Below are 17,100 nucleotides of genomic sequence, written 5' to 3' on the forward strand. Positions count from 1 at the left end.
GGTTGAGTCGGCTGCACGACTCTACCTCAGTCGCGGTAACCGGGCGACACCCGATCCAGCCTCCGCAGCAACGCCGCCCATGCCAGTTGCATGGCATTCACATCGGTCAGCTCGCCCGCCTCCAACGCTCGGTTGGGGTGATTGAATTGCTGCTCGGTGTAAGCGCAGACCTCAGCCGACGGCAGGACCAGCTTGCCGCAGGCCTGGGCGGCGATCTGAATATCGCAGGCCTTGTCCAGGTTAGTCGTGGTAAGCCACCTTGCCGTAGAACTCCATCGAGATCTGATTGACCGGCAACAAACCGCACTCCAGCGCCGCCACCACGCAGCCGGCACGGGTGTGGGTATGCAGCACGCACTGGGCATCTTCGCGCAGGTGCTGCTCGGTGGAGTGAGTCATTTTTATTCTCCAGGCACGGGGTGGGGGAAGGCGACGCTAATCCAGCCTCCAGTAAAAAAACAAGTTGATTTTTTACTGGCGCTCGCCTCTTACTGGAAAAATAACAATAACAGCGCCTGGAGTATCCGCACCATGTCGCCACCTGCCTTCGCGCACCTGTTCGAACCCTTGGTACTGCGCGGCAAACGCCTGAAGAACCGCATCATGTCCAGCGGGCATGACACTTCGATGCCGACGGATAACCGGGTCAATGCGCAGTTGATCGCCTATCACCGTGCGCGCGCCGAAGGTGGTGTGGGGCTGATTGTGCTGCAGGTGGCGGGCGTGCATGCCAGTGCGCGGTACACCTCCCATGTGCTGATGGCCACCGACGACGCATGCATCGACGGCTATCGCGAGCTGGCCGATATTTGCCATGCTCAGGGCACCGTGGTGCTGTCGCAAATCTTCCATCCGGGCCGCGAGATCATGGAGTCGGCAGACGGGTTGCTGGCAGTAGCGTACTCGGCGTCGGGAGTGCCCAATGAACGGTTTCGGGTGATGCCACGGGCACGTGACCAGGCGATGATCGACGAGATCGTCAGCGGTTACGCAGCGGCGGCCAGGCGCTTGCATCAGGCGGGAATTGACGGCGTGGAAGTGGTCGCCAGCCACGGCTACCTGCCCGCGCAGTTTCTTAACCCGCGGGTTAACCGGCGCACCGATGGCTACAACGGCGTGCTTGAACAGCGCCTGAGGTTCCTGCGGGAAATTATTGCCGCCGTGCGGGCCGCGACCGACGCGCAGTTCATCATCGGCCTGCGCATTTCAGCCGATGAGCGCGACAGCGAAGGACTCAAGGTAGCGTGGAAACTCTGAACGACGAACCGCAGCCACTGTTTCTCGGCACCCGCATTCGCGGCCTGCGCAAGGCGCGCGGCCTGACGCTGACCGAACTGGCGCAACTGAGTGAACTGACCGCCGGCTATCTCAGCCAGTTGGAGCGCAACCTGGCGTACCCATCGATCCCGGCGCTGTTCAATATCGCCCGCAGCCTGGGCGTGACTATCCAGTGGTTTTTTGCCAGCGAGGCCGCCCCTGCCCCAGCGGATGAAGGCTATGTAGTACGCAAGAACAATCGTCAAAGCATCCGTTATGAAGATGGCATCGTCGACCAATTGCTGACGCCGTTGCCCAACCACCAACTGGAGATGCTGCACGCATGCTTTCCACCCGGCGCCTACAGCCAGCAAAGCTACAGCCATGAAGGCGAAGAAGCAGGCTATGTGTTGAGCGGCACGTTTGAGCTGTGGGTTGGTGAACGGCATTTCCGGCTGGCAGCAGGCGACAGCTTCAGCTTTGCCAGCAGCGAGCCGCACCGGTATGGCAACCCGGGCAAGGTGAATACAGTGGTGATCTGGGTGATTACCCCCCCGACATTTTAGGCCGCCTGCGCAAATGCAGACGTTTCCTACGGGAACCGACGACAGTGGCGCGGCTTGCCATCAGTGGTGAGGCGCCCTCTCGCTTGCTATAAAAATGGCTACTTCTTTTCGAGGTTGTCGCCATGTCTTTATTGCATTTGTTGTTTGGGAAACCGACTCAGGATGATTGGGATCGAGTAAGGGATGTCAAATCCCGTAAAACCTGGAAGCTCGTACGTGGAGGCATCGGCCTGGACATCGATGAGGTTATTGCGTCAGAGGGTTACAAGGATGCTGTGCGCCAAGTACAAAAAATGGAGTCCGATCATTCATGGGCCTGCTGATCATTGTGCCGTTACTGGTCAGTGGCTATCTGGTCTGCCTCAGGCACCCGTTTTTCTACTTGCGCCTGCACCGTTTCCAGGGACAACTGCTTTACCTGCAGGTAGCCAGGCTCGGAATGCTCTGCCTGATCGCTGCCACGTTTTTAAGTGCTGCCCTGCTGACGTTGTCAAAACAAACGGCCTTTATCGCAGGGCATGAAGTTGCCGCGGACTACAGCCAAAAACTGGGTACGCTGTTAGTACAACTCGACATTGCCAATGAGAAAAACTGCACGCTTTGGGTTTTCATGTTGCAGGCGGGTATGACCGCTCTGGCGATTCCCTTTTTCTGGGCAAGGCTTTATGTACGCATGAAGAGGAGAATGCTGAAGCTGGAAACCGACACGCAGCTCTACCACGTGCTTTCGCTGGGTATTCTTGAGGGCACGCCATTCAAGCTTTTATTGAGAGAATCCATCGTCAAGTGCGTGCCGTGCATGTTCAGTTTGAGCGACAGGAAGGTCTACGTCGGGATTGTATTGTTCGCAGGCACCCCCACGGAGTCCGAGGGCGTTGGCCAGGGGTTCAGCCTGGTGCCCATACTCAGTGGTTACCGGGACAAGGACACATTGGAGGTCACGCTCCACGCTCACTATTCCCCTACAAACCGCCCCAGGCCGATACTGCTGGTTCAGGAAAACGTCGTGTCGGCCACTCGCTTTGACTTCACCACATGGACCCGTTCCCAGTCCCGCAGAAGCCGTAAGGCGCAGCAGGGGCAGTTCCATCTCCACCGCCCTGCGCGCCGCCCGGTAGAAGCCTCGCGCATCTGCGCATGAGGCTGGGTATCACGGCCACTTGAACATATCGTCCACCGGCACACGGTAGCCGGTCGCCAGGCGGTTGGTCTCGTTGGCCATGCCGACCACGGCCTGCAACTCGCCAAACATCTCGTCGGTCATGCCGGCCTTGCGTGCCGCGGCGGTGTGGGAGGCGATGCAATACGGGCAATTGTTGGTCACGCTGACCGCCACATACAGCAACTCCTTGGTCAGCGGGTCGAGTGCTCCCGGAGCCATGATTTCCTTGAGGCTATCCCAGGTGCGGCGCAATGTCGGCGGGTGGGCAGCCAGGCATTTCCAGAAGTTGTTCACCTGGTCGACCTTGCGTGTTTGCATGATGTCGTCGTAGACCGCGCGCACTTCAGGGCTGGCATCGGCGTATTCGGTGAGGTGTTGGGTCATGGTCTTTCCAAGGCTGGCATAGAGCATTCTGGAATACCGCGCCGCACCCATTGCTGGCAAGTGAAGCCGATCAGCGTCGGGTAACAAAGTTGACCAACGGTCATGGGAACCCATGCTGCAGTGAACGAGCGTGCAAGGCTCCGCCCCCTCGCCACAGCAGGGCCATGGGTATTCGTGATTTGTGGTTAAGAGTCCTTTTCGCAATGGGCGGTTTTTCCGAGTGAACGACGGGCGGATACTAGACTCCATTGTTCACACCTCTTCTGGAGTTACTGATGTCTACCCCAACCCCAAACGTCCCCGCCTTCGGCCTCGGCACCTTCCGCCTGCAAGGCCAGGTGGTGATCGATTCTGTGAGCACCGGCCTGGAACTGGGCTACCGCGTCATCGACACCGCACAGATCTACGAGAACGAAGCCGATGTCGGCCAAGCCATTGCCGACAGCGGCGTAGCGCGTGATGAACTGTTTATCACCAGCAAGATCTGGATCGCCAATTTCGCCGAAGGCCAGTTGATTGCGAGCCTGCGCGAAAGCCTGCGCAAACTCAAAACCGATTATCTCGACCTGACGCTGATCCATTGGCCATCACCGGAAAACCAGGTGCCGGTCGCCGAATTCATGGGCCAGTTGCTGGAAGCCAAGCGCCTGGGCCTGACCCGCCAGATCGGCATTTCCAACTTCACCATTGACCTGATGAAGCAGGCAATCGCTGCGGTGGGTGCCGAGAACATCGCCACCAACCAGATCGAGCTGCACCCCTACCTGCAAAACCGGAAGGTTGTGGATTTCGCCACCGCCCAGGGTATCCAGATCACTTCGTACATGACCCTGGCCTACGGCGAAGTGCTCAAAGACCCGGTGATCCAGCAGATCGCCGAGCGCCATCAAGCCACACCGGCGCAGGTCACGCTGGCCTGGGCCATGCAATTGGGTTACGCGGTGATCCCGTCGTCGACCAAACGCGTCAACCTGCAAAGCAATCTCAAGGCCCTGCACCTGACCTTGAGCGCAGCCGACATGGCGCAGATTGCAACCCTGGAGCGTGGCCACCGTTTGACCAGCCCCAAGGGCATTGCGCCGAAGTGGGACTAAACCCCGGCCAGCGGTTTGCGCGATAACTCCCGCAGCCATGGCAACACCCGCAGGCCCGTGGTGGCCTCGGGTGGGTCGATGATGTCCATGAAGTGTTCAAGATTGACGTTGTCCGGCACACCCGGCAACCGCACCAGCACGGCAGACTTTGTACCCGTCGACCTGCCCAGGTCCTGATGGTCATAGAGCAGCACATGCCGCACCTGCGGCTGCGGCCCGCAAGCCTGCTGCGCCAGCCCCGCATTAATGATCAACACGTCGAAGGGTTCGGCCGGGATCGCGGTGAGTATCTGGACTTCCTGGTAGGTCTGCACCGGCACAATCCGGTGGTAACCCAATTGATTGAGCATTTTTTCGATATACAGTCGTTGCAGGTGTTGTTCATCGGCAATCAGGATGGTCAGTGCTTTGTTCGGCATGGCGAACCCCTGGGCTGGCAGCGCTCGTCAGTGAGCGTCACCCATTTTCCAGACATATACCGAAGACAAAATCAGGCATATTCCCCCTTCATGTAGGAGTTCTCCCAAATCTACCGAATGCCCCTCAACGGCGGTCAGAGCTGCTTGCAATAAGCATCCATGCGCTGGTGCAAATCAGCAATCGCCGCGTCTATCGCTTTAACCGCCGCACCCAATTCACTGCGCTTGTGCCGCTCACACACCGCCTCCAATGTTTCGCAACAGGCGATCAACGTCTCAGCCTTGACCATTCGCGCCCCTCCTTTTACGCGATGCGCAAGTTCGTGCAGCTCGCCAAAACTGTGCTGGCGTAGCGGCAACGCCAATATCGCACGGTCCACCTTCAGGCTGTCGAGCAAGGCGCTCAAAAGCTCCTTGAGCGCGGCGCTATCGTCCCCTGTCACCACGGTCAAAGCCTTCAAATCAAACGCCGGCTCAACATCGGGTGACTCAGGCCCGAGCGCATAGGCGCTCAGCGCCGAGCGCAAGTCCTCAAGCCCGGCAGGCTTGAACAGGCAACCATCCATGCCCGCCTGCCGGCAGCGCTCGGTTTCTTCGGGCTGGGCATTGGCGGTAAACCCCAGCAGCAGGCAGGCGTGCAAGCCTTGCTCATGCTCTTGCGCACGGATTTCACGCGCCAAGGCATAGCCATCCTTGAGGGGCATGTTGCAATCGGTGATCACCACATCGGGCCGCTGGGTTTGCCAGCGCTCCAAGCCCTGGACGCCGTCTTCGGCAGTGCTGATGCGGTGCCCCAGAAAGCTCAGCTGCCGGGCCAGCAGCAGGCGATTGGCCGGGTAGTCATCCACCACCAGAATGTCCAACACACGCACGGGCCGGGTGGGTGCCGGCGTTGCCGAAACCTCATGTGTTATTGCCGCGGTGGTAGCCAATGTGAGTGCCACGTCCACCCGCGTCCCCTGCCCCAACGTACTGCTCAACTGCAGCTTGCCCGCCATCATTTCGCACAGCGTGCGGCTGATCACCAACCCCAGGCCCGAGCCGCTGCGCGCCGATTGCTCGGTGTTGCTGCCCTGGATAAACGGGTTGAACAGCCGCTGCTGATCCTCGGCACTGATGCCTATGCCGGTGTCTTCTACCCACAAGGTGAGGTCCAATTGGCCGGGGTCCGATGCCAACCCGCAGCGCCCGCCCAAGCGCACCCGGCCCTGGTCGGTAAACTTGATGGCATTGCTCAGCAGGTTGGACACCACCTGCTTGAATCGCAACGGGTCGATCAACACCGCGCGATCCATTTGCGGGTCAAGCTCGACGTGCAGCGCCAGGCCCTTCGCGCGCGCCAACCCTTCAAATACCCGTGCCACCGACGTCAACAGTTCATGCAGGTTGGCCGGTTCAAGGGCCAAAGACAGATGGCCGGATTCGATTCGGGCAATATCCAGAATGTCGCCGATCAGCTCCAGCATGCCATGGGAGGCCACCGAGGCCACTTCCAGGGCATCGCGGTCGGCGCGCCCTTGTTCGGCGTTGGCCAGCGCCAGCTCAATCATGCCGATCACCGCATTCATGGGGGTTCGGATTTCGTGGCTCATGGTCGCCAGGAACGTGGTCTTGGCACGGTTGGCGGCGTCAGCGTCCTCCTTGGCCTCCTGCAACTGGCCCAGCAAGCGCTGGCGCTCGCTCACATCGACCCAGCCGGCAATCATGCCCACGACATTTTCGTCGCCATCACGGTACGGCAGCATCCAGTGGTAAATGGTCAACACCTTGCCCGCAGGCAACCTGAGCACCCGATCATGAATCTGCGGCTCGCCCCGCTCCATCAAGCGCAGATAGTCCTCATGGAATGACTGGGCCTGCGGCGGGTTGCCGGTGTCGGTTTCGATCACTGTCTTGCCGATCACCGCTTCAAGCTTGAAGCCAAACACATCCAGGTAAGCGCTGTTGCACGCCATCAGCCGGCCCTGGCGATCACGCACGTAGATGGGGTGAGGCGTACCGTCAATCAGCACGCCCATAAAGCGCATCTGGTCGCTCAACGCCCGTTCGGCCTGAGCGCGCTTGCGTATCAGGCTGCGCAGGTAAATCGCCCACCCCAGGGTGATCAGCAGCAATACCGCCGCCAGGCCGAACCCTTGGATAATCGTGCTGCGGTGGCGCAGCCAATGGTCTTCGATGATCACATCGGTGCGCCATTGGCTGATCAGTTCATCCATTTCCTGGGGCGGGATGCTCAGCAACGCCTTGTCCAGTATCGAGTACAGCTCCAGCTGACCCCGGTTGACCCCGAACGTCATGCGCACGGGTTCAGAGCCGACGGTGCTGGTGACGTGCAAGCGGTCGCGGTACTCAAAGGCGATCAGGTAACGCGCATAGATCAGCGAACTGACGGCGCCCTCGGCACTGCCGCTGGCCACCAGGGCCATGGCATCCTTAGGGTTCTTCGCCTCCACAAACTGGATACCGGGATAGTCGCGATTGATGACTTCACGCAGCGCATTGCCGCTGGGGATTGCCAGGCGTTTACCCAGCATATTCTCCAGGGTCATGGTGCCAGGCGTGTCGGTGCGGGTGACCAGCACCAGCGGATTGGTCAAATAGGGCCGGGTAAAGCGCACCTGGTCAGAACCTTCGATGCTGGGCGTGACCACCGCCATCATGTCCGCCCGGCCCGAACGAACCGCCTCGATTTGCTGGGGCATCGCGCCGCCCGGGACCACATCGAACTTCAAGCCGGTGCGCAGGCTGATCCGGGATAGAACGTCTGCACTCAAGCCCTCTGATTGCCCTTGTGCCGTGAAGGATGCCAACGGCAGCATCTGGTCGGAGGCCACCACCCTCACCCGTGGGTGCTTTTCCAGCCAGCGTTGCTCGCGGGTACTCAGGTGCAGTCGCTCAGCCCCCAGGACACCAAGATTGCCAGCACTCCAACGTCGCACGATATCCATCTGCTGGTTGGTCGGGATCGACCTCAGCGCGCTGTTGATAATGCGCAGCAGGCGGATATTGTCCCGGCTCACCGCAAACGCAAAGGCGTTGGACTCCAAGGTAGAAAAGTCCGCCAGTTGCACATTGTTGAGGTGGTTGCGGTTGATCTGGTAGTGCGCAGTGATGGCATCTCCGAGGTAGACATCGGCGCGGCCAAAGGCCACGGCGCCGATGGCTTCGAAGACCGACGCAAACAGCTCCACATGGGCCTTGGGGTAAAACGCCTCGACCACATCGGGCGGCATGTAGTGATAAAGCATCGCCACACGCTTGCCGGCCAGGTCGACACTCAGGGACTGGGTGTCTCCGGTACGGGTGACCAGGACGGGCTGATCATTGGCATAGGAGCGCGACAGGACGAGTTGCGGGTCCCCCGCCTCAAACCCGTTGGCCGAACCCAGGAAGTCGATGGAGCCCTGCTTGAGCGCCTCGATCACCTCATCCCGCGTGTCATAGCGGCGCACTTCAACGCTGACGTTGAGTGCCTGGGCAAGCAACTGGGCATAGTCGGCGGTGATACCTTCCAGTTCATCGTTGTTGTTGGTCAGTTCGAAAGGCCCGTAATCGGGCGCGGAAACCCCCATCCACAGGGTGCGCCGCTCACGCAGCCAGTGCCAGTCAGCGTCCCCCAGTACCACGGGCGCGTCATGCCCGTCGAGGCTGGAATGCCCCAGCAACCGCAAGGTGTGCGGCTCATCAAGGGCAACAGCGAGCAGCGGCAGCAGGCTCAGCGACACCGTCAGGATGAACCGTCGAACCAGGGCCAGGATCATGTCGAATCAGATCAGATGATTGCGCTGGGCAAACTTGGCCATGTGCACCACAGACGTCATCCGCAACTTCTCCTTGAGTCGGGTCTTGTAGGTACTGATGGTCTTGTGGCTCAGCAGCATATCCAGGGCAATCTTGTTGTTGGTGTAACCCAACGCCAACATTCTCAACACGGCCAGTTCGCGATCCGAAAGCGAATGCACCAGTTCTTGCTCGGTGGCCTGCAAATCGTCACGGCGCACCGAACTGCTTGGCAGGCTGGGGAAACAGTTGTAGTTGGACATCACCGCCTTGATTGCTTTTTGCAGCTCTTCCAGCTCTCCGGTCTTGGCGACAAACCCCATGGCGCCGGCACGCATGCACCGGGTGGAAAAAAACTCCGGCGGATACGACGTCAATACCAGGATCTTGCAGGGCGCCCCCAGCGCCTTGACGCGGGCGATCACCTCCAGCCCACCCAGTTTTGGAATGGCCAAGTCGAGAATAATCAAGACGGGGCACCATTCTCTAACCTTCTGAAGCGCGTCCGCCCCCGTGCCGGCTTCCTCAATGTCAGTGAAGCCTTCGCACTTGAGCAAATACCTGACAGTTGCCCGTATAAACGGATGGTCGTCCACGATTAATACTTTGTTCCCACTAACTGACGCTTTGCTCATATCACTACCCTGAGAAGAATAAGTACCCTTACACATCACGTGCGACACAGGTACCTGTGAGAAATGACAGTGCCGACCAGTGGCACTGCCTTCACTCAGGTGGCCCCTTCGATCGAAGTCATGCCGAGCACATGTAGCCCAACCGTGACCACCGGCTAGCTGCAAGTGCGCAACCTTAACAACGAAATAACGTATTGACCGAAGGGGGAATCCCAATCACATGTAGGACTTTTCCTCGCAAAACAGCCTTTGCGCACGCTTCTCAGTCGGTGGTGCTCGGGCTCCAGAACGCCTGCACGACCAGGCTCGATGTGGAAATACGCGCCACCAGCGCGTCCAGTTCGTCACCGTCTACCGAGGTCGCGGCCAGGGTGGCCTCGATTTCCACTTCTTCGCTGCCGAACGGCCGCACATCAACGTCGCTGGCCGGGTAGTTGCAGCGCGCCAATTCGGCTTCCAGCAGCACCATCACCGCCTGTTGCTGGCTGCGCCGGGCGATGACATAGAGGATGTTGGTGACCTCCGCCGACACCACGTCCAGTGGCTGGCGGTTGATGTTATTGACGATCGGCCGCAGCAAGGTGTTGGCCGCCAGCACAAACAGGGTGCCCAACAGCGCTTCAAGGATCAGGTCGGCCCCCGCACACGCCCCTACCGCCGCCGAAGCCCAGAGAGTGGCGGCCGTGTTGAGCCCGCGCACATTGCCTTCTTCGCGCATGATCACGCCAGCGCCCAAAAAGCCGATGCCCGACACCACGTATGCGACCACTCGCACCGCGCCCTCCGCGCCGCCCAGGCGGTTGGCCATGTCGACGAAGATCGCCGCGCCCACCGCCACCAGCACGTTGGTGCGCAAGCCCGCCGTACGCTGGCGGTACTGGCGCTCGAAGCCGATCAAGCCACCGAGGATAAACGCCGCGGTGAGGCTGACCACGGTATCGACCAAGGAGTTGAGGTTGATGTTGTTGATTGCCTGCATAAGAAAAATCTCCATGACTGCTGCGCATGCCGGAAACCTTCGTGCAGGTACGACCGACTGCACCGCGCCCGTTGTAAAGGCACAGTCAGCTTGGCCCGCCCGCCGTAAAAGGCAGGCGCGTGCGTAGCATCCCAAGTGATTTGAGGTGCTGGTCAGCGTCGATGAGAGGGATGCAGGCAGGTGCCAGGACTGGCCGCTGCCGGAATGCCGCTTCTCGCTTTTTGAGGCGAGACAACGGCATCAGGAAAAATGCGCGTTACCTTGCCAAGTAGGTGCCGGTTACCGAAACCGGCCGACGACTGTCGCTCGAACAAGTACCCACTGAGGGTCTCCGCTATTGATGAAAACGCGCGGAGTTTACCCCGCGTTTTCGAGGGAGTAAACCGTAGGAGAATTTACCGATGGCGTTTGGATGGATTGTTCAGGGTGAGTTCAGGAACTGTTTTTTTGGCCACGCCGAAGACCAAATGAGGGAGCTGGCTTGCCTGCGATGGCGCAGTGTCAGGCAATAAAACTCCAGCAGACATACCGCTTTCGCAGGCAAGCCAGCTCCCACAGGAACTGTGTATGTCTGTTATGACGGCATATCGGGCCGATCCCGCTCAACCCGTTTCAGGTAATCATGCAGTTGCCCGCCGGCGACGGGCTTGACCTGAATCGACACCCTGTTCACCTGCCGTCCCATGCTGATGCCTTCGCGCGTGCGCACCTGCACATACCCAAGCTTGGGCCAGAAGCGCTCAGCCTTGGTATTGCCGACCACCACCGTCAACCGCAGCCACTGGGCACCGTTGCTCACCGCCCAGGCTTCAAGATCGGCATGCAATTGCCGCGCAAACCCGGTGCCATGCAGGCGCGTATGCACCAGTAGCAAACCGATATGCCATACGCCGACGGCCAGCAAATCTGCGGCGATGTTCACCACGGCAACCAGTTGGTCCTGCGCATCGCGATAACCCAGCCAGTACATCCGGCTGCAATGCCAACCTGCAGGCAAATAGCCCTGCAACTCTTCGTGCGCTTCGGTCGGTGATGCCGGTTCACCATTGACCGCGATGAAATACTCGGGTGCCTGGTCAAAAAAACACTGCAGTTCACCCGCGTCGCCGTCGTGCAGCTCAACCACCCGAATGCCTTCGAGTGAGCAACCAACTTCCATGTTTATTTCCCCTTTAATCGTCGCGCGTCAGCACTTCCAGCAACTCGATTTCAAAACGCAGATTACTGTTGGGCTTGATATGCGCCCCAATCGAACGCTCGCCATAAGCCAGGTGTGCCGGCACAAAAAGCGTGCGCACGCCGCCGACCTGCATGCCCATCAAACCCAGGTCCCAGCCCTTGATCACGCGCCCGGTGCCGATCACGCACTGGAACGGCTTGCCGCGCGCCCAGGACGAATCGAACACGCTGCCGTCTTCGAGGGTGCCGGTGTATTGGGTGGTGATCAGCGCACCCTTGACCACGGCTTTGCCGGTGCCCTGGCGGGTGTCGGTGATCTGGAGTTCATCGTTGCTCATGGGGCTCTCGTTGGATGAGTCAGGGCTGGGGTTTTCCCAGAATCGAGTGAGCTTGGCAAGTGCGCCCTCGCCACACCCTTATGCCGATCGTTCCCACGCTCTGCGTGGGAATGCCGCCTGTGACGCTCCGCGTCACCCTTGTGCAAGGCTTGAGCCTTACGCTGGCAGCTGGACGCAGAGCGTCTCGGGATGCATTACCACGCGGAGCGTGGGAACGTGATCGTTCCCACGCTCTGCGTGGGAATGCCGCCTGTGACGCTCCGCGTCACCCTTGTGCAAGGCTTGAGCCTTACGCTGGCAGCTGGACGCAGAGCGTCTCGGGATGCATTACCACGCGGAGCGTGGGAACGATCAGGATTGCACTTGGTGGACATGGCCAGTGTGATGGTCGACCGATCATTGGAGTGCATGCAGCCACACTGAGTAACTCTTGTGGCGAGTGACCTCTGATCGTTCCCACGCTCTAGGATTGCACTTGGTGGACATGGCCAGTGTGATGGTCGACCGATCATTGGAGTGCATGCAGCCACACTGAGTAACTCTTGTGGCGAGTGACCTCTGATCGTTCCCAYGCTCTGCGTGGGAATGCCGCCTGTGACGCTCCGCGTCACCCTTGTGCAAGGCTTGAGCCTTACGCTGGCAGCCGGACGCGGAGCGTCTCTGGATGCATTACCACGCGGAGCGTGGGAACGATCAGCCGAGCGTTCATTACAACCAATGCCAGAACCGGCTCCAGAACCCGCGGCCCAGATCATCCTTGCAACGCGCATATTGCGCCGCGTACATCTGCGAGCGCGCCTGCACCTTGCTCGCCACCGGCGGCAGCCAGGCTTTGGCCGCATAGGTGCGCTGGCGATAGCCGCCCCAGCCTTCGTGGTAGTTCAGGTACTGGCCGTAGGCGTCGTATTTGTACACGCCGTTGATGGTGTAGGTCTTGTCCATGTACCACCCCACAAAGTCGATGGAGTCGTCGAAATCCTGACGGCTCGCACCACTGCGGCCGGTGCTCTTGCGGTAGTCGTTCCACACCTCATCCTTGGCCTGGGAATAGCCTTCGGCGGTGGACACGCGCCCCCAGGGGATAATCCATAGCAGGTATTTGCGCGGGGTCTTGGCATCCTGGCGGAAGCCCGACTCTTGATACATGATCGCGAACGGCACCTGAATCGGCACGCCCCAGCGCTTTTGCGTGACCTTGGCGGCGTCGTACCAGTCGTCTTTTTCACGAAAGATGCCGCAGATGTCGTTTGGCGTGCGTGGCGGTGAAGTACCGCACGCCGCCAACAGGGAGGTGAGTAATAACAGCCCGACAGCTTTGCCTGCGCTCAAAGTGCACCTTTGCGTGATACGCGTAAAAAGCCGGTATTTTACGCATTCATTCGGGCGCAGGGGTGAGCGAGTTATCACCTGCGCCCACAGGCGGCATCCATGCCGCCCATGCTCAGCTTAAGCCAACGGCACGCGACGCGTGGTCAGTGCGGTACGACCCACAAAGAAGCTCAACGCCACACCCAACAGCAACATGGCCAAGGTGCTCCAGGCTGCGCGGGACAGCTGTTTAGCCGCTACTTCACCGGCTTCACGGGCTTTCTGCTCGGCTTGCTGCTTCAGCTCATCAACCTTCTGCATGGCTTGCTGATAAGCCTGGGCATAGTTGTCCACGATCTGGGTGGCTTCGGCTTTGCTCTTGCCGGTACGAGCCGCCACGATGTTGACCAGCGCGTCTTTATCCGCTGCATTCAACGCAGGTTCGCCGGAGGCTTTGACGCGTTCGAACCACTGCTTCAACTCATCACCGGCCTGGGCAGGGTTGGTCGCGGCGTCCTTGGCCGATTGCTTGCCGTCGGCGGCGGCCTGGTCGGTTTTCTGCTCGACGTTGGCCGGGTCCAGCTCAGGCTTGCCGCTCTGCTTGAGCAAGGTGTCGAGTTGGCCTTGCAGGCTGTTCCAATCGAGTTGGATGCCTTGCTCGTTCAACTGCTGCTTGATGCTATTGCCGATCCCAGGCGCAGCAGCGGCGATACCACTGCCGGCGGCGGACAAGCCTTTGCCCACCACATTACCGGCGGTGCCGACCACACTGGCAGCTAGACCAGCCAGCAGCCAGGTGGTGAGCAAGGTGGTGAAGGTCCAGGTCAATACGCCGTGCAAGCCGCCACGGTCCGGTGCAGTGCGCCCGGCCACAAAGGCGCCGAGGCCGACAGCCACCAGGGTGGAAACAAACAGCCAGATCCCGGCGCCCGTGCCGAAGCCGCTCAGCGGGTTGCCCGCTTCCATCGGGTTGACGGCACTTGCGCCAATGGCCGTGCCCAGTACGCTGAGCACCAGGTAGGTCACCAGGGCAATTGCACTGCCGGCCAGCACAGAGCTCCAGGACACGCGAAACGGTGAACGGTTGGTTTCATAGACAGTTGTCATGATTAATCCTTTGAGTGGTTGACCGTTGCAGTCTGGCAAGCGCGTTGCCGGTCGTCCCCGCGCAAATGCACCAGAGCCTCTGGTGCATTCGCACCCCGCAATGGGCACTTTGTGTGCACTATCCTGATGCCTGGGTGTCGTACCCTTCATGCGCCCATCCCCGGAGAGACCATGACCCAGGACGTTCTTGCCAAAGAAACCAACCGCCGCCAATTGCAGCTGATCATCTCCGGGTTATCGGACGGTGTGATCCTGGCCGAAGTCGACCAGACCATCCTGTGGGCCAACGAAGCCGCGCTGGCCATGCACGGAGTCAGTGAGGTCGAGCAGCTCGGCGCCAATACCGAGCAGTACGCCAAGCGCTTTGCCTTGCGCTATCGCAACAACCATCCCTTGCCGCTGGACAGCTACCCGCTCAGCCGAGTAGCAGCCGGTGAAGAATTCAGCGATGTGGTGGTGGAAGTCACCCCCGCCGACGACGAAGGCCGCAGTTGGGTGCACCGCTTGCGCAGCCTGGTGCTGACGGACGCCCACGGCGAACCGGAGCTGTTGGTGCTGATCCTCAGCGACGCCACCGAGTGGGCCAGCGCAGAACAACGCTTCGAGAAAACCTTCAACGCCAACCCGGCACCTGCGGTGATCTGCCGTCTCAGCGACCTGCGTTACATCAAGGTCAACCAGGGTTTCCTGGAGATGACCGGTTACAACCGTGATCAGGTCATCGGCAAATCCGTCTATGAACTGGATGTACTGGAACACGCCGATCGCAAGGACCTCGCCATTCAGCGCTTGGGCGATGGTGCGACCATCCCGCAGATGCAGGCTGAACTGCGCCTGCCCGAAGGCGGCAGCAAACTGGTGATCGTCGCCGGCCAGCCGTTGGACATGAACGAAGAAGACTGCATGCTGTTTTCCTTCACCGACCTGGAGCCACGGCGCAAGGCAGAAATCGCCCTGCGCCAGAGCGAAGAGCGTTTCGCCAAATCTTTCCGCCTGACGCCGGTCCCCACCCTGGTGTGCAACGCCGCCAACCGGCAAGTGGTGGATATCAACGAAGCGTTCATGAATATCACCGGCTACACCAGTGAAGAACTGATCGGCAAGAACGTTGAGGACATCAACTTCATCGACAGCGCCCCGGCTGGAGCGCAATTGTTCACTACCCTGGAAAAGGCCGGCAACCTCGAAGGCCAGGACCTCAAGGTGCGCAAGAAAGGCAACGAGGTGATCGACTGCGTGGTCTCCGCCGACACGGTGGTTATCGAGGACGTGCCCTGCTACCTGCTGGTGCTGATGAACATCACCGAACGCAAACGCTCGGAGCTTGAGCTGGTGGCGGCCATTGAGGAAGTGATGCAGGACGCCTCCTGGTTCAGCCAGACCCTGATCGAGAAGTTGGCCAACGCCAAGAGCGTCAACAGCCCCAACCTGCCGAATGTGGCCTTCACCGACCTCACCGCCCGTGAGCGTGATGTGCTGGGTCTGATCTGCGAAGGCCTGGCCGACAAAGAGATTGCCTCGCGCCTGAAACTTGCGCCCAACACCGTGCGTAACCATGTGGCCACGGTGTACTCCAAACTCGGCGTGCACAGCCGCAGCGCGGCTATTGTGTGGGCCAGGGAGCGTGGCTTGTTTGCCGGCGAACTGCGCATCAAAAGCAAACCATAGAGTGCAAATGCACTAGTGCGACCAGTGCAAATTCGCCTTATTCCATCGCAGCACGCTGCTTAACCTTGAAGAGTGGGCACAGGGCCTATGGCCCCGTGCCGAAATGGTTTGATCTCTTCCGAAGGAAAGCACGATGAAAAGCGAACAAGTCAAAGGCGCTGTAGAGAAAGTTGCCGGCAAGGCCCAGGGCTTTATCGGCGACCTCACCGGTGATGAACAATTGCAGGCTGGAGGTGTGGCGCGTCAGGCGGCAGGTCAACTGCAGCAAACGTACGGCGACGCGCTGGAGACCGTCGGTGACTTCGCCAAAAACAAACCCCTGACGACCGTGGCTGTCGTTGCCGGTATCGGTTTGCTCGTGGGCCTGTTGCTGCGTCGCCGTTGAGGAGGCCGAGGCCCATGTTTACCCTCTCTCAATTGCGCAACTGCATCGAAGAAGGTTTGTCGCCGCTGACCTGCGAGTTCACCCTGTGCCGGGACGCGTCACTGACCCTCAAGGTATACGACGCCGAGACCGGCCGGGTTGACCTGGTAGTCACCGGCATCAGCACCAACCGACTGCAGACCCCGCAAGAAGTAGCCAAGATGGTTGAAGAGTTGCGCTACGAACTGCAGAGCAACAACGTCGGCAAGCTCACGCTGGATGATTTTGCTTCAACGACGACCCAATAAAAATGCAGGCAGGCTGATATCCAGGCCGACCTGGGTGAGGTCGAGGCTAACGTGATGGGTGAGGTAACGCGACCGGGATGGCCGGTTACCTTAGTGCGTTAACGAGGAAAACACACTGATCAGCGCTTGACGGGGGTGATCTCGAGAATGGTGCCGTTGGTGGTTTTAAGCAGCACAAACTTGTCCCCCACCCGTGCCCATTGGCTGTCTGCCTCCGGCTGCTTGAGGCCACGTTTTTTCCAGTCGCTGACCGCCGATTCCTTGCGCATCAGGATATCCGGGGCGCGGTCGCCCTCTTTCAAATCCCGCGTATTGATGCTCGAAGGCTGCACGGTTTCCTGAGGTGTATCACCGGCCTGCACGACAAAGCTGGCGGTGGACAGCCCGGCGGTGAGCAGCAGGCAAGCGGCTAGGGTCTTGGACTTCATGGGTGCTCCTTCAATGAATGATGCGTACCCAGGTTCCGACCGCAGGCGCATGGAATCATTCAAGTTGTCACCCTCGCCACAAAAGCTGTGCCACATTCATTGCCAGCGTGAAATAAATCCTGTA

At 59.8% G+C, this 17,100-nt stretch carries 16 protein-coding genes and 2 pseudogenes; 7 read left to right on the top strand and 11 right to left on the bottom strand.

The annotated features are described in order from the left end of the window. Window positions 1-26 precede the first annotated feature (26 nt). A pseudogene (locus tag ASE80_RS29835) lies at window positions 27-393 on the bottom strand (class II aldolase/adducin family protein); the annotation flags it as partial. A 138-nt stretch (window positions 394-531) separates the two neighbouring features. Here ASE80_RS29835 and ASE80_RS05705 point away from each other — a divergent pair. The 3 genes and pseudogenes from ASE80_RS05705 to ASE80_RS05715 all read left to right on the top strand — a co-directional run. Next, window positions 532-1,236, top strand: a pseudogene (locus ASE80_RS05705) (oxidoreductase); the annotation flags it as partial. 8 nt (window positions 1,237-1,244) lie between these two features. Further along, window positions 1,245-1,823: a cupin domain-containing protein gene (locus ASE80_RS05710; RefSeq protein ID WP_056858049.1), complete on the top strand. Its 579-nt coding sequence runs from the start codon at window positions 1,245-1,247 to the stop codon at window positions 1,821-1,823. Between the two features lie 310 nt (window positions 1,824-2,133). Further along, entirely contained in the window at window positions 2,134-2,964 is an 831-nt protein-coding gene (locus ASE80_RS05715) for a hypothetical protein (protein ID WP_056858050.1), read from the top strand. Window positions 2,965-2,973: 9 nt separating this feature from the next. On the opposite strand, the gene ASE80_RS05720 is transcribed toward ASE80_RS05715, so the two are convergent. Next, on the bottom strand, window positions 2,974-3,369 hold the full coding sequence (locus ASE80_RS05720) for a carboxymuconolactone decarboxylase family protein (RefSeq protein WP_056858051.1): 396 nt from the start codon (window positions 3,367-3,369) through the stop codon (window positions 2,974-2,976). A 275-nt stretch (window positions 3,370-3,644) separates the two neighbouring features. Between ASE80_RS05720 and dkgB the strand changes: the two genes are divergently transcribed. After that, the gene (gene dkgB, locus ASE80_RS05725) at window positions 3,645-4,463 is read left to right on the top strand and encodes a 2,5-didehydrogluconate reductase DkgB (RefSeq protein ID WP_056858052.1); all 819 of its coding nucleotides are present in this window, start codon (window positions 3,645-3,647) and stop codon (window positions 4,461-4,463) included. Here dkgB and ASE80_RS05730 read toward each other — a convergent pair. From ASE80_RS05730 to ASE80_RS05765, 8 genes are all read right to left on the bottom strand, one after another. Then, window positions 4,460-4,882, bottom strand: coding sequence for a hypothetical protein (locus ASE80_RS05730; protein WP_056858053.1), 423 nt, complete (start codon window positions 4,880-4,882; stop codon window positions 4,460-4,462). The two genes, dkgB and ASE80_RS05730, sit on opposite strands and share 4 nt — an antisense overlap. Before the next feature lie 134 nt (window positions 4,883-5,016). Continuing rightward, on the bottom strand, window positions 5,017-8,643 hold the full coding sequence (locus tag ASE80_RS05735; protein WP_056858054.1) for a transporter substrate-binding domain-containing protein: 3,627 nt from the start codon (window positions 8,641-8,643) through the stop codon (window positions 5,017-5,019). 6 nt (window positions 8,644-8,649) lie between these two features. Further along, window positions 8,650-9,297, bottom strand: a complete 648-nt coding sequence (locus ASE80_RS05740) for a response regulator transcription factor (protein WP_056858055.1) — start codon at window positions 9,295-9,297, stop codon at window positions 8,650-8,652. Window positions 9,298-9,559: 262 nt separating this feature from the next. Continuing rightward, window positions 9,560-10,276, bottom strand: a complete 717-nt coding sequence (locus ASE80_RS05745; protein WP_056858056.1) for an MgtC/SapB family protein — start codon at window positions 10,274-10,276, stop codon at window positions 9,560-9,562. Window positions 10,277-10,850: 574 nt separating this feature from the next. Continuing rightward, complete coding sequence (locus tag ASE80_RS05750) at window positions 10,851-11,435, bottom strand: GNAT family N-acetyltransferase (RefSeq protein ID WP_056858057.1); 585 nt, start codon at window positions 11,433-11,435, stop codon at window positions 10,851-10,853. A gap of 13 nt (window positions 11,436-11,448) precedes the next feature. Next, the gene (locus tag ASE80_RS05755) at window positions 11,449-11,793 is read right to left on the bottom strand and encodes an FKBP-type peptidyl-prolyl cis-trans isomerase (RefSeq protein ID WP_056858058.1); all 345 of its coding nucleotides are present in this window, start codon (window positions 11,791-11,793) and stop codon (window positions 11,449-11,451) included. A gap of 708 nt (window positions 11,794-12,501) precedes the next feature. Continuing rightward, on the bottom strand, window positions 12,502-13,122 hold the full coding sequence (locus ASE80_RS05760) for a transglycosylase SLT domain-containing protein (protein ID WP_017138992.1): 621 nt from the start codon (window positions 13,120-13,122) through the stop codon (window positions 12,502-12,504). 117 nt (window positions 13,123-13,239) lie between these two features. Then, the gene (locus tag ASE80_RS05765; protein ID WP_056858059.1) at window positions 13,240-14,208 is read right to left on the bottom strand and encodes a hypothetical protein; all 969 of its coding nucleotides are present in this window, start codon (window positions 14,206-14,208) and stop codon (window positions 13,240-13,242) included. A gap of 171 nt (window positions 14,209-14,379) precedes the next feature. Here ASE80_RS05765 and ASE80_RS05770 point away from each other — a divergent pair, with 171 nt between their 5' ends. From ASE80_RS05770 to ASE80_RS05780, 3 genes are all read left to right on the top strand, one after another. Beyond that, window positions 14,380-15,876, top strand: a complete 1,497-nt coding sequence (locus ASE80_RS05770; protein WP_056858060.1) for a PAS domain S-box protein — start codon at window positions 14,380-14,382, stop codon at window positions 15,874-15,876. A 133-nt stretch (window positions 15,877-16,009) separates the two neighbouring features. Beyond that, window positions 16,010-16,261: a CsbD family protein gene (locus ASE80_RS05775; protein WP_056858061.1), complete on the top strand. Its 252-nt coding sequence runs from the start codon at window positions 16,010-16,012 to the stop codon at window positions 16,259-16,261. Between the two features lie 14 nt (window positions 16,262-16,275). Further along, the gene (locus ASE80_RS05780) at window positions 16,276-16,548 is read left to right on the top strand and encodes a DUF1652 domain-containing protein (RefSeq protein WP_056858062.1); all 273 of its coding nucleotides are present in this window, start codon (window positions 16,276-16,278) and stop codon (window positions 16,546-16,548) included. A gap of 119 nt (window positions 16,549-16,667) precedes the next feature. Here the strand turns inward: ASE80_RS05780 and ASE80_RS05785 are convergent, their stop codons facing one another. Continuing rightward, window positions 16,668-16,976 (bottom strand): RcnB family protein, encoded by a 309-nt coding sequence (locus tag ASE80_RS05785; RefSeq protein ID WP_056858063.1) that lies wholly within the window; start codon window positions 16,974-16,976, stop codon window positions 16,668-16,670. Between the last annotated feature and the right edge of the window lie 124 nt (window positions 16,977-17,100).

It is taken from the genome of Pseudomonas sp. Leaf15 (assembly GCF_001421425.1).
Lineage (GTDB): Bacteria > Pseudomonadota > Gammaproteobacteria > Pseudomonadales > Pseudomonadaceae > Aquipseudomonas > Aquipseudomonas salomonii.

Coding starts and splice junctions, on each gene's coding strand:
- ASE80_RS05715 (WP_056858050.1), top strand. CDS start 2,134: ATGGGCCTGCTGATCATTGTGCCGTTACTGGTCAGTGGCTATCTGGTC.
- ASE80_RS05720 (WP_056858051.1), bottom strand. CDS start 3,369: ATGACCCAACACCTCACCGAATACGCCGATGCCAGCCCTGAAGTGCGC.
- dkgB (WP_056858052.1), top strand. CDS start 3,645: ATGTCTACCCCAACCCCAAACGTCCCCGCCTTCGGCCTCGGCACCTTC.
- ASE80_RS05730 (WP_056858053.1), bottom strand. CDS start 4,882: ATGCCGAACAAAGCACTGACCATCCTGATTGCCGATGAACAACACCTG.
- ASE80_RS05735 (WP_056858054.1), bottom strand. CDS start 8,643: ATGATCCTGGCCCTGGTTCGACGGTTCATCCTGACGGTGTCGCTGAGC.
- ASE80_RS05740 (WP_056858055.1), bottom strand. CDS start 9,297: ATGAGCAAAGCGTCAGTTAGTGGGAACAAAGTATTAATCGTGGACGAC.
- ASE80_RS05745 (WP_056858056.1), bottom strand. CDS start 10,276: ATGCAGGCAATCAACAACATCAACCTCAACTCCTTGGTCGATACCGTG.
- ASE80_RS05750 (WP_056858057.1), bottom strand. CDS start 11,435: ATGGAAGTTGGTTGCTCACTCGAAGGCATTCGGGTGGTTGAGCTGCAC.
- ASE80_RS05755 (WP_056858058.1), bottom strand. CDS start 11,793: ATGAGCAACGATGAACTCCAGATCACCGACACCCGCCAGGGCACCGGC.
- ASE80_RS05765 (WP_056858059.1), bottom strand. CDS start 14,208: ATGACAACTGTCTATGAAACCAACCGTTCACCGTTTCGCGTGTCCTGG.
- ASE80_RS05770 (WP_056858060.1), top strand. CDS start 14,380: ATGACCCAGGACGTTCTTGCCAAAGAAACCAACCGCCGCCAATTGCAG.
- ASE80_RS05775 (WP_056858061.1), top strand. CDS start 16,010: ATGAAAAGCGAACAAGTCAAAGGCGCTGTAGAGAAAGTTGCCGGCAAG.
- ASE80_RS05780 (WP_056858062.1), top strand. CDS start 16,276: ATGTTTACCCTCTCTCAATTGCGCAACTGCATCGAAGAAGGTTTGTCG.
- ASE80_RS05785 (WP_056858063.1), bottom strand. CDS start 16,976: ATGAAGTCCAAGACCCTAGCCGCTTGCCTGCTGCTCACCGCCGGGCTG.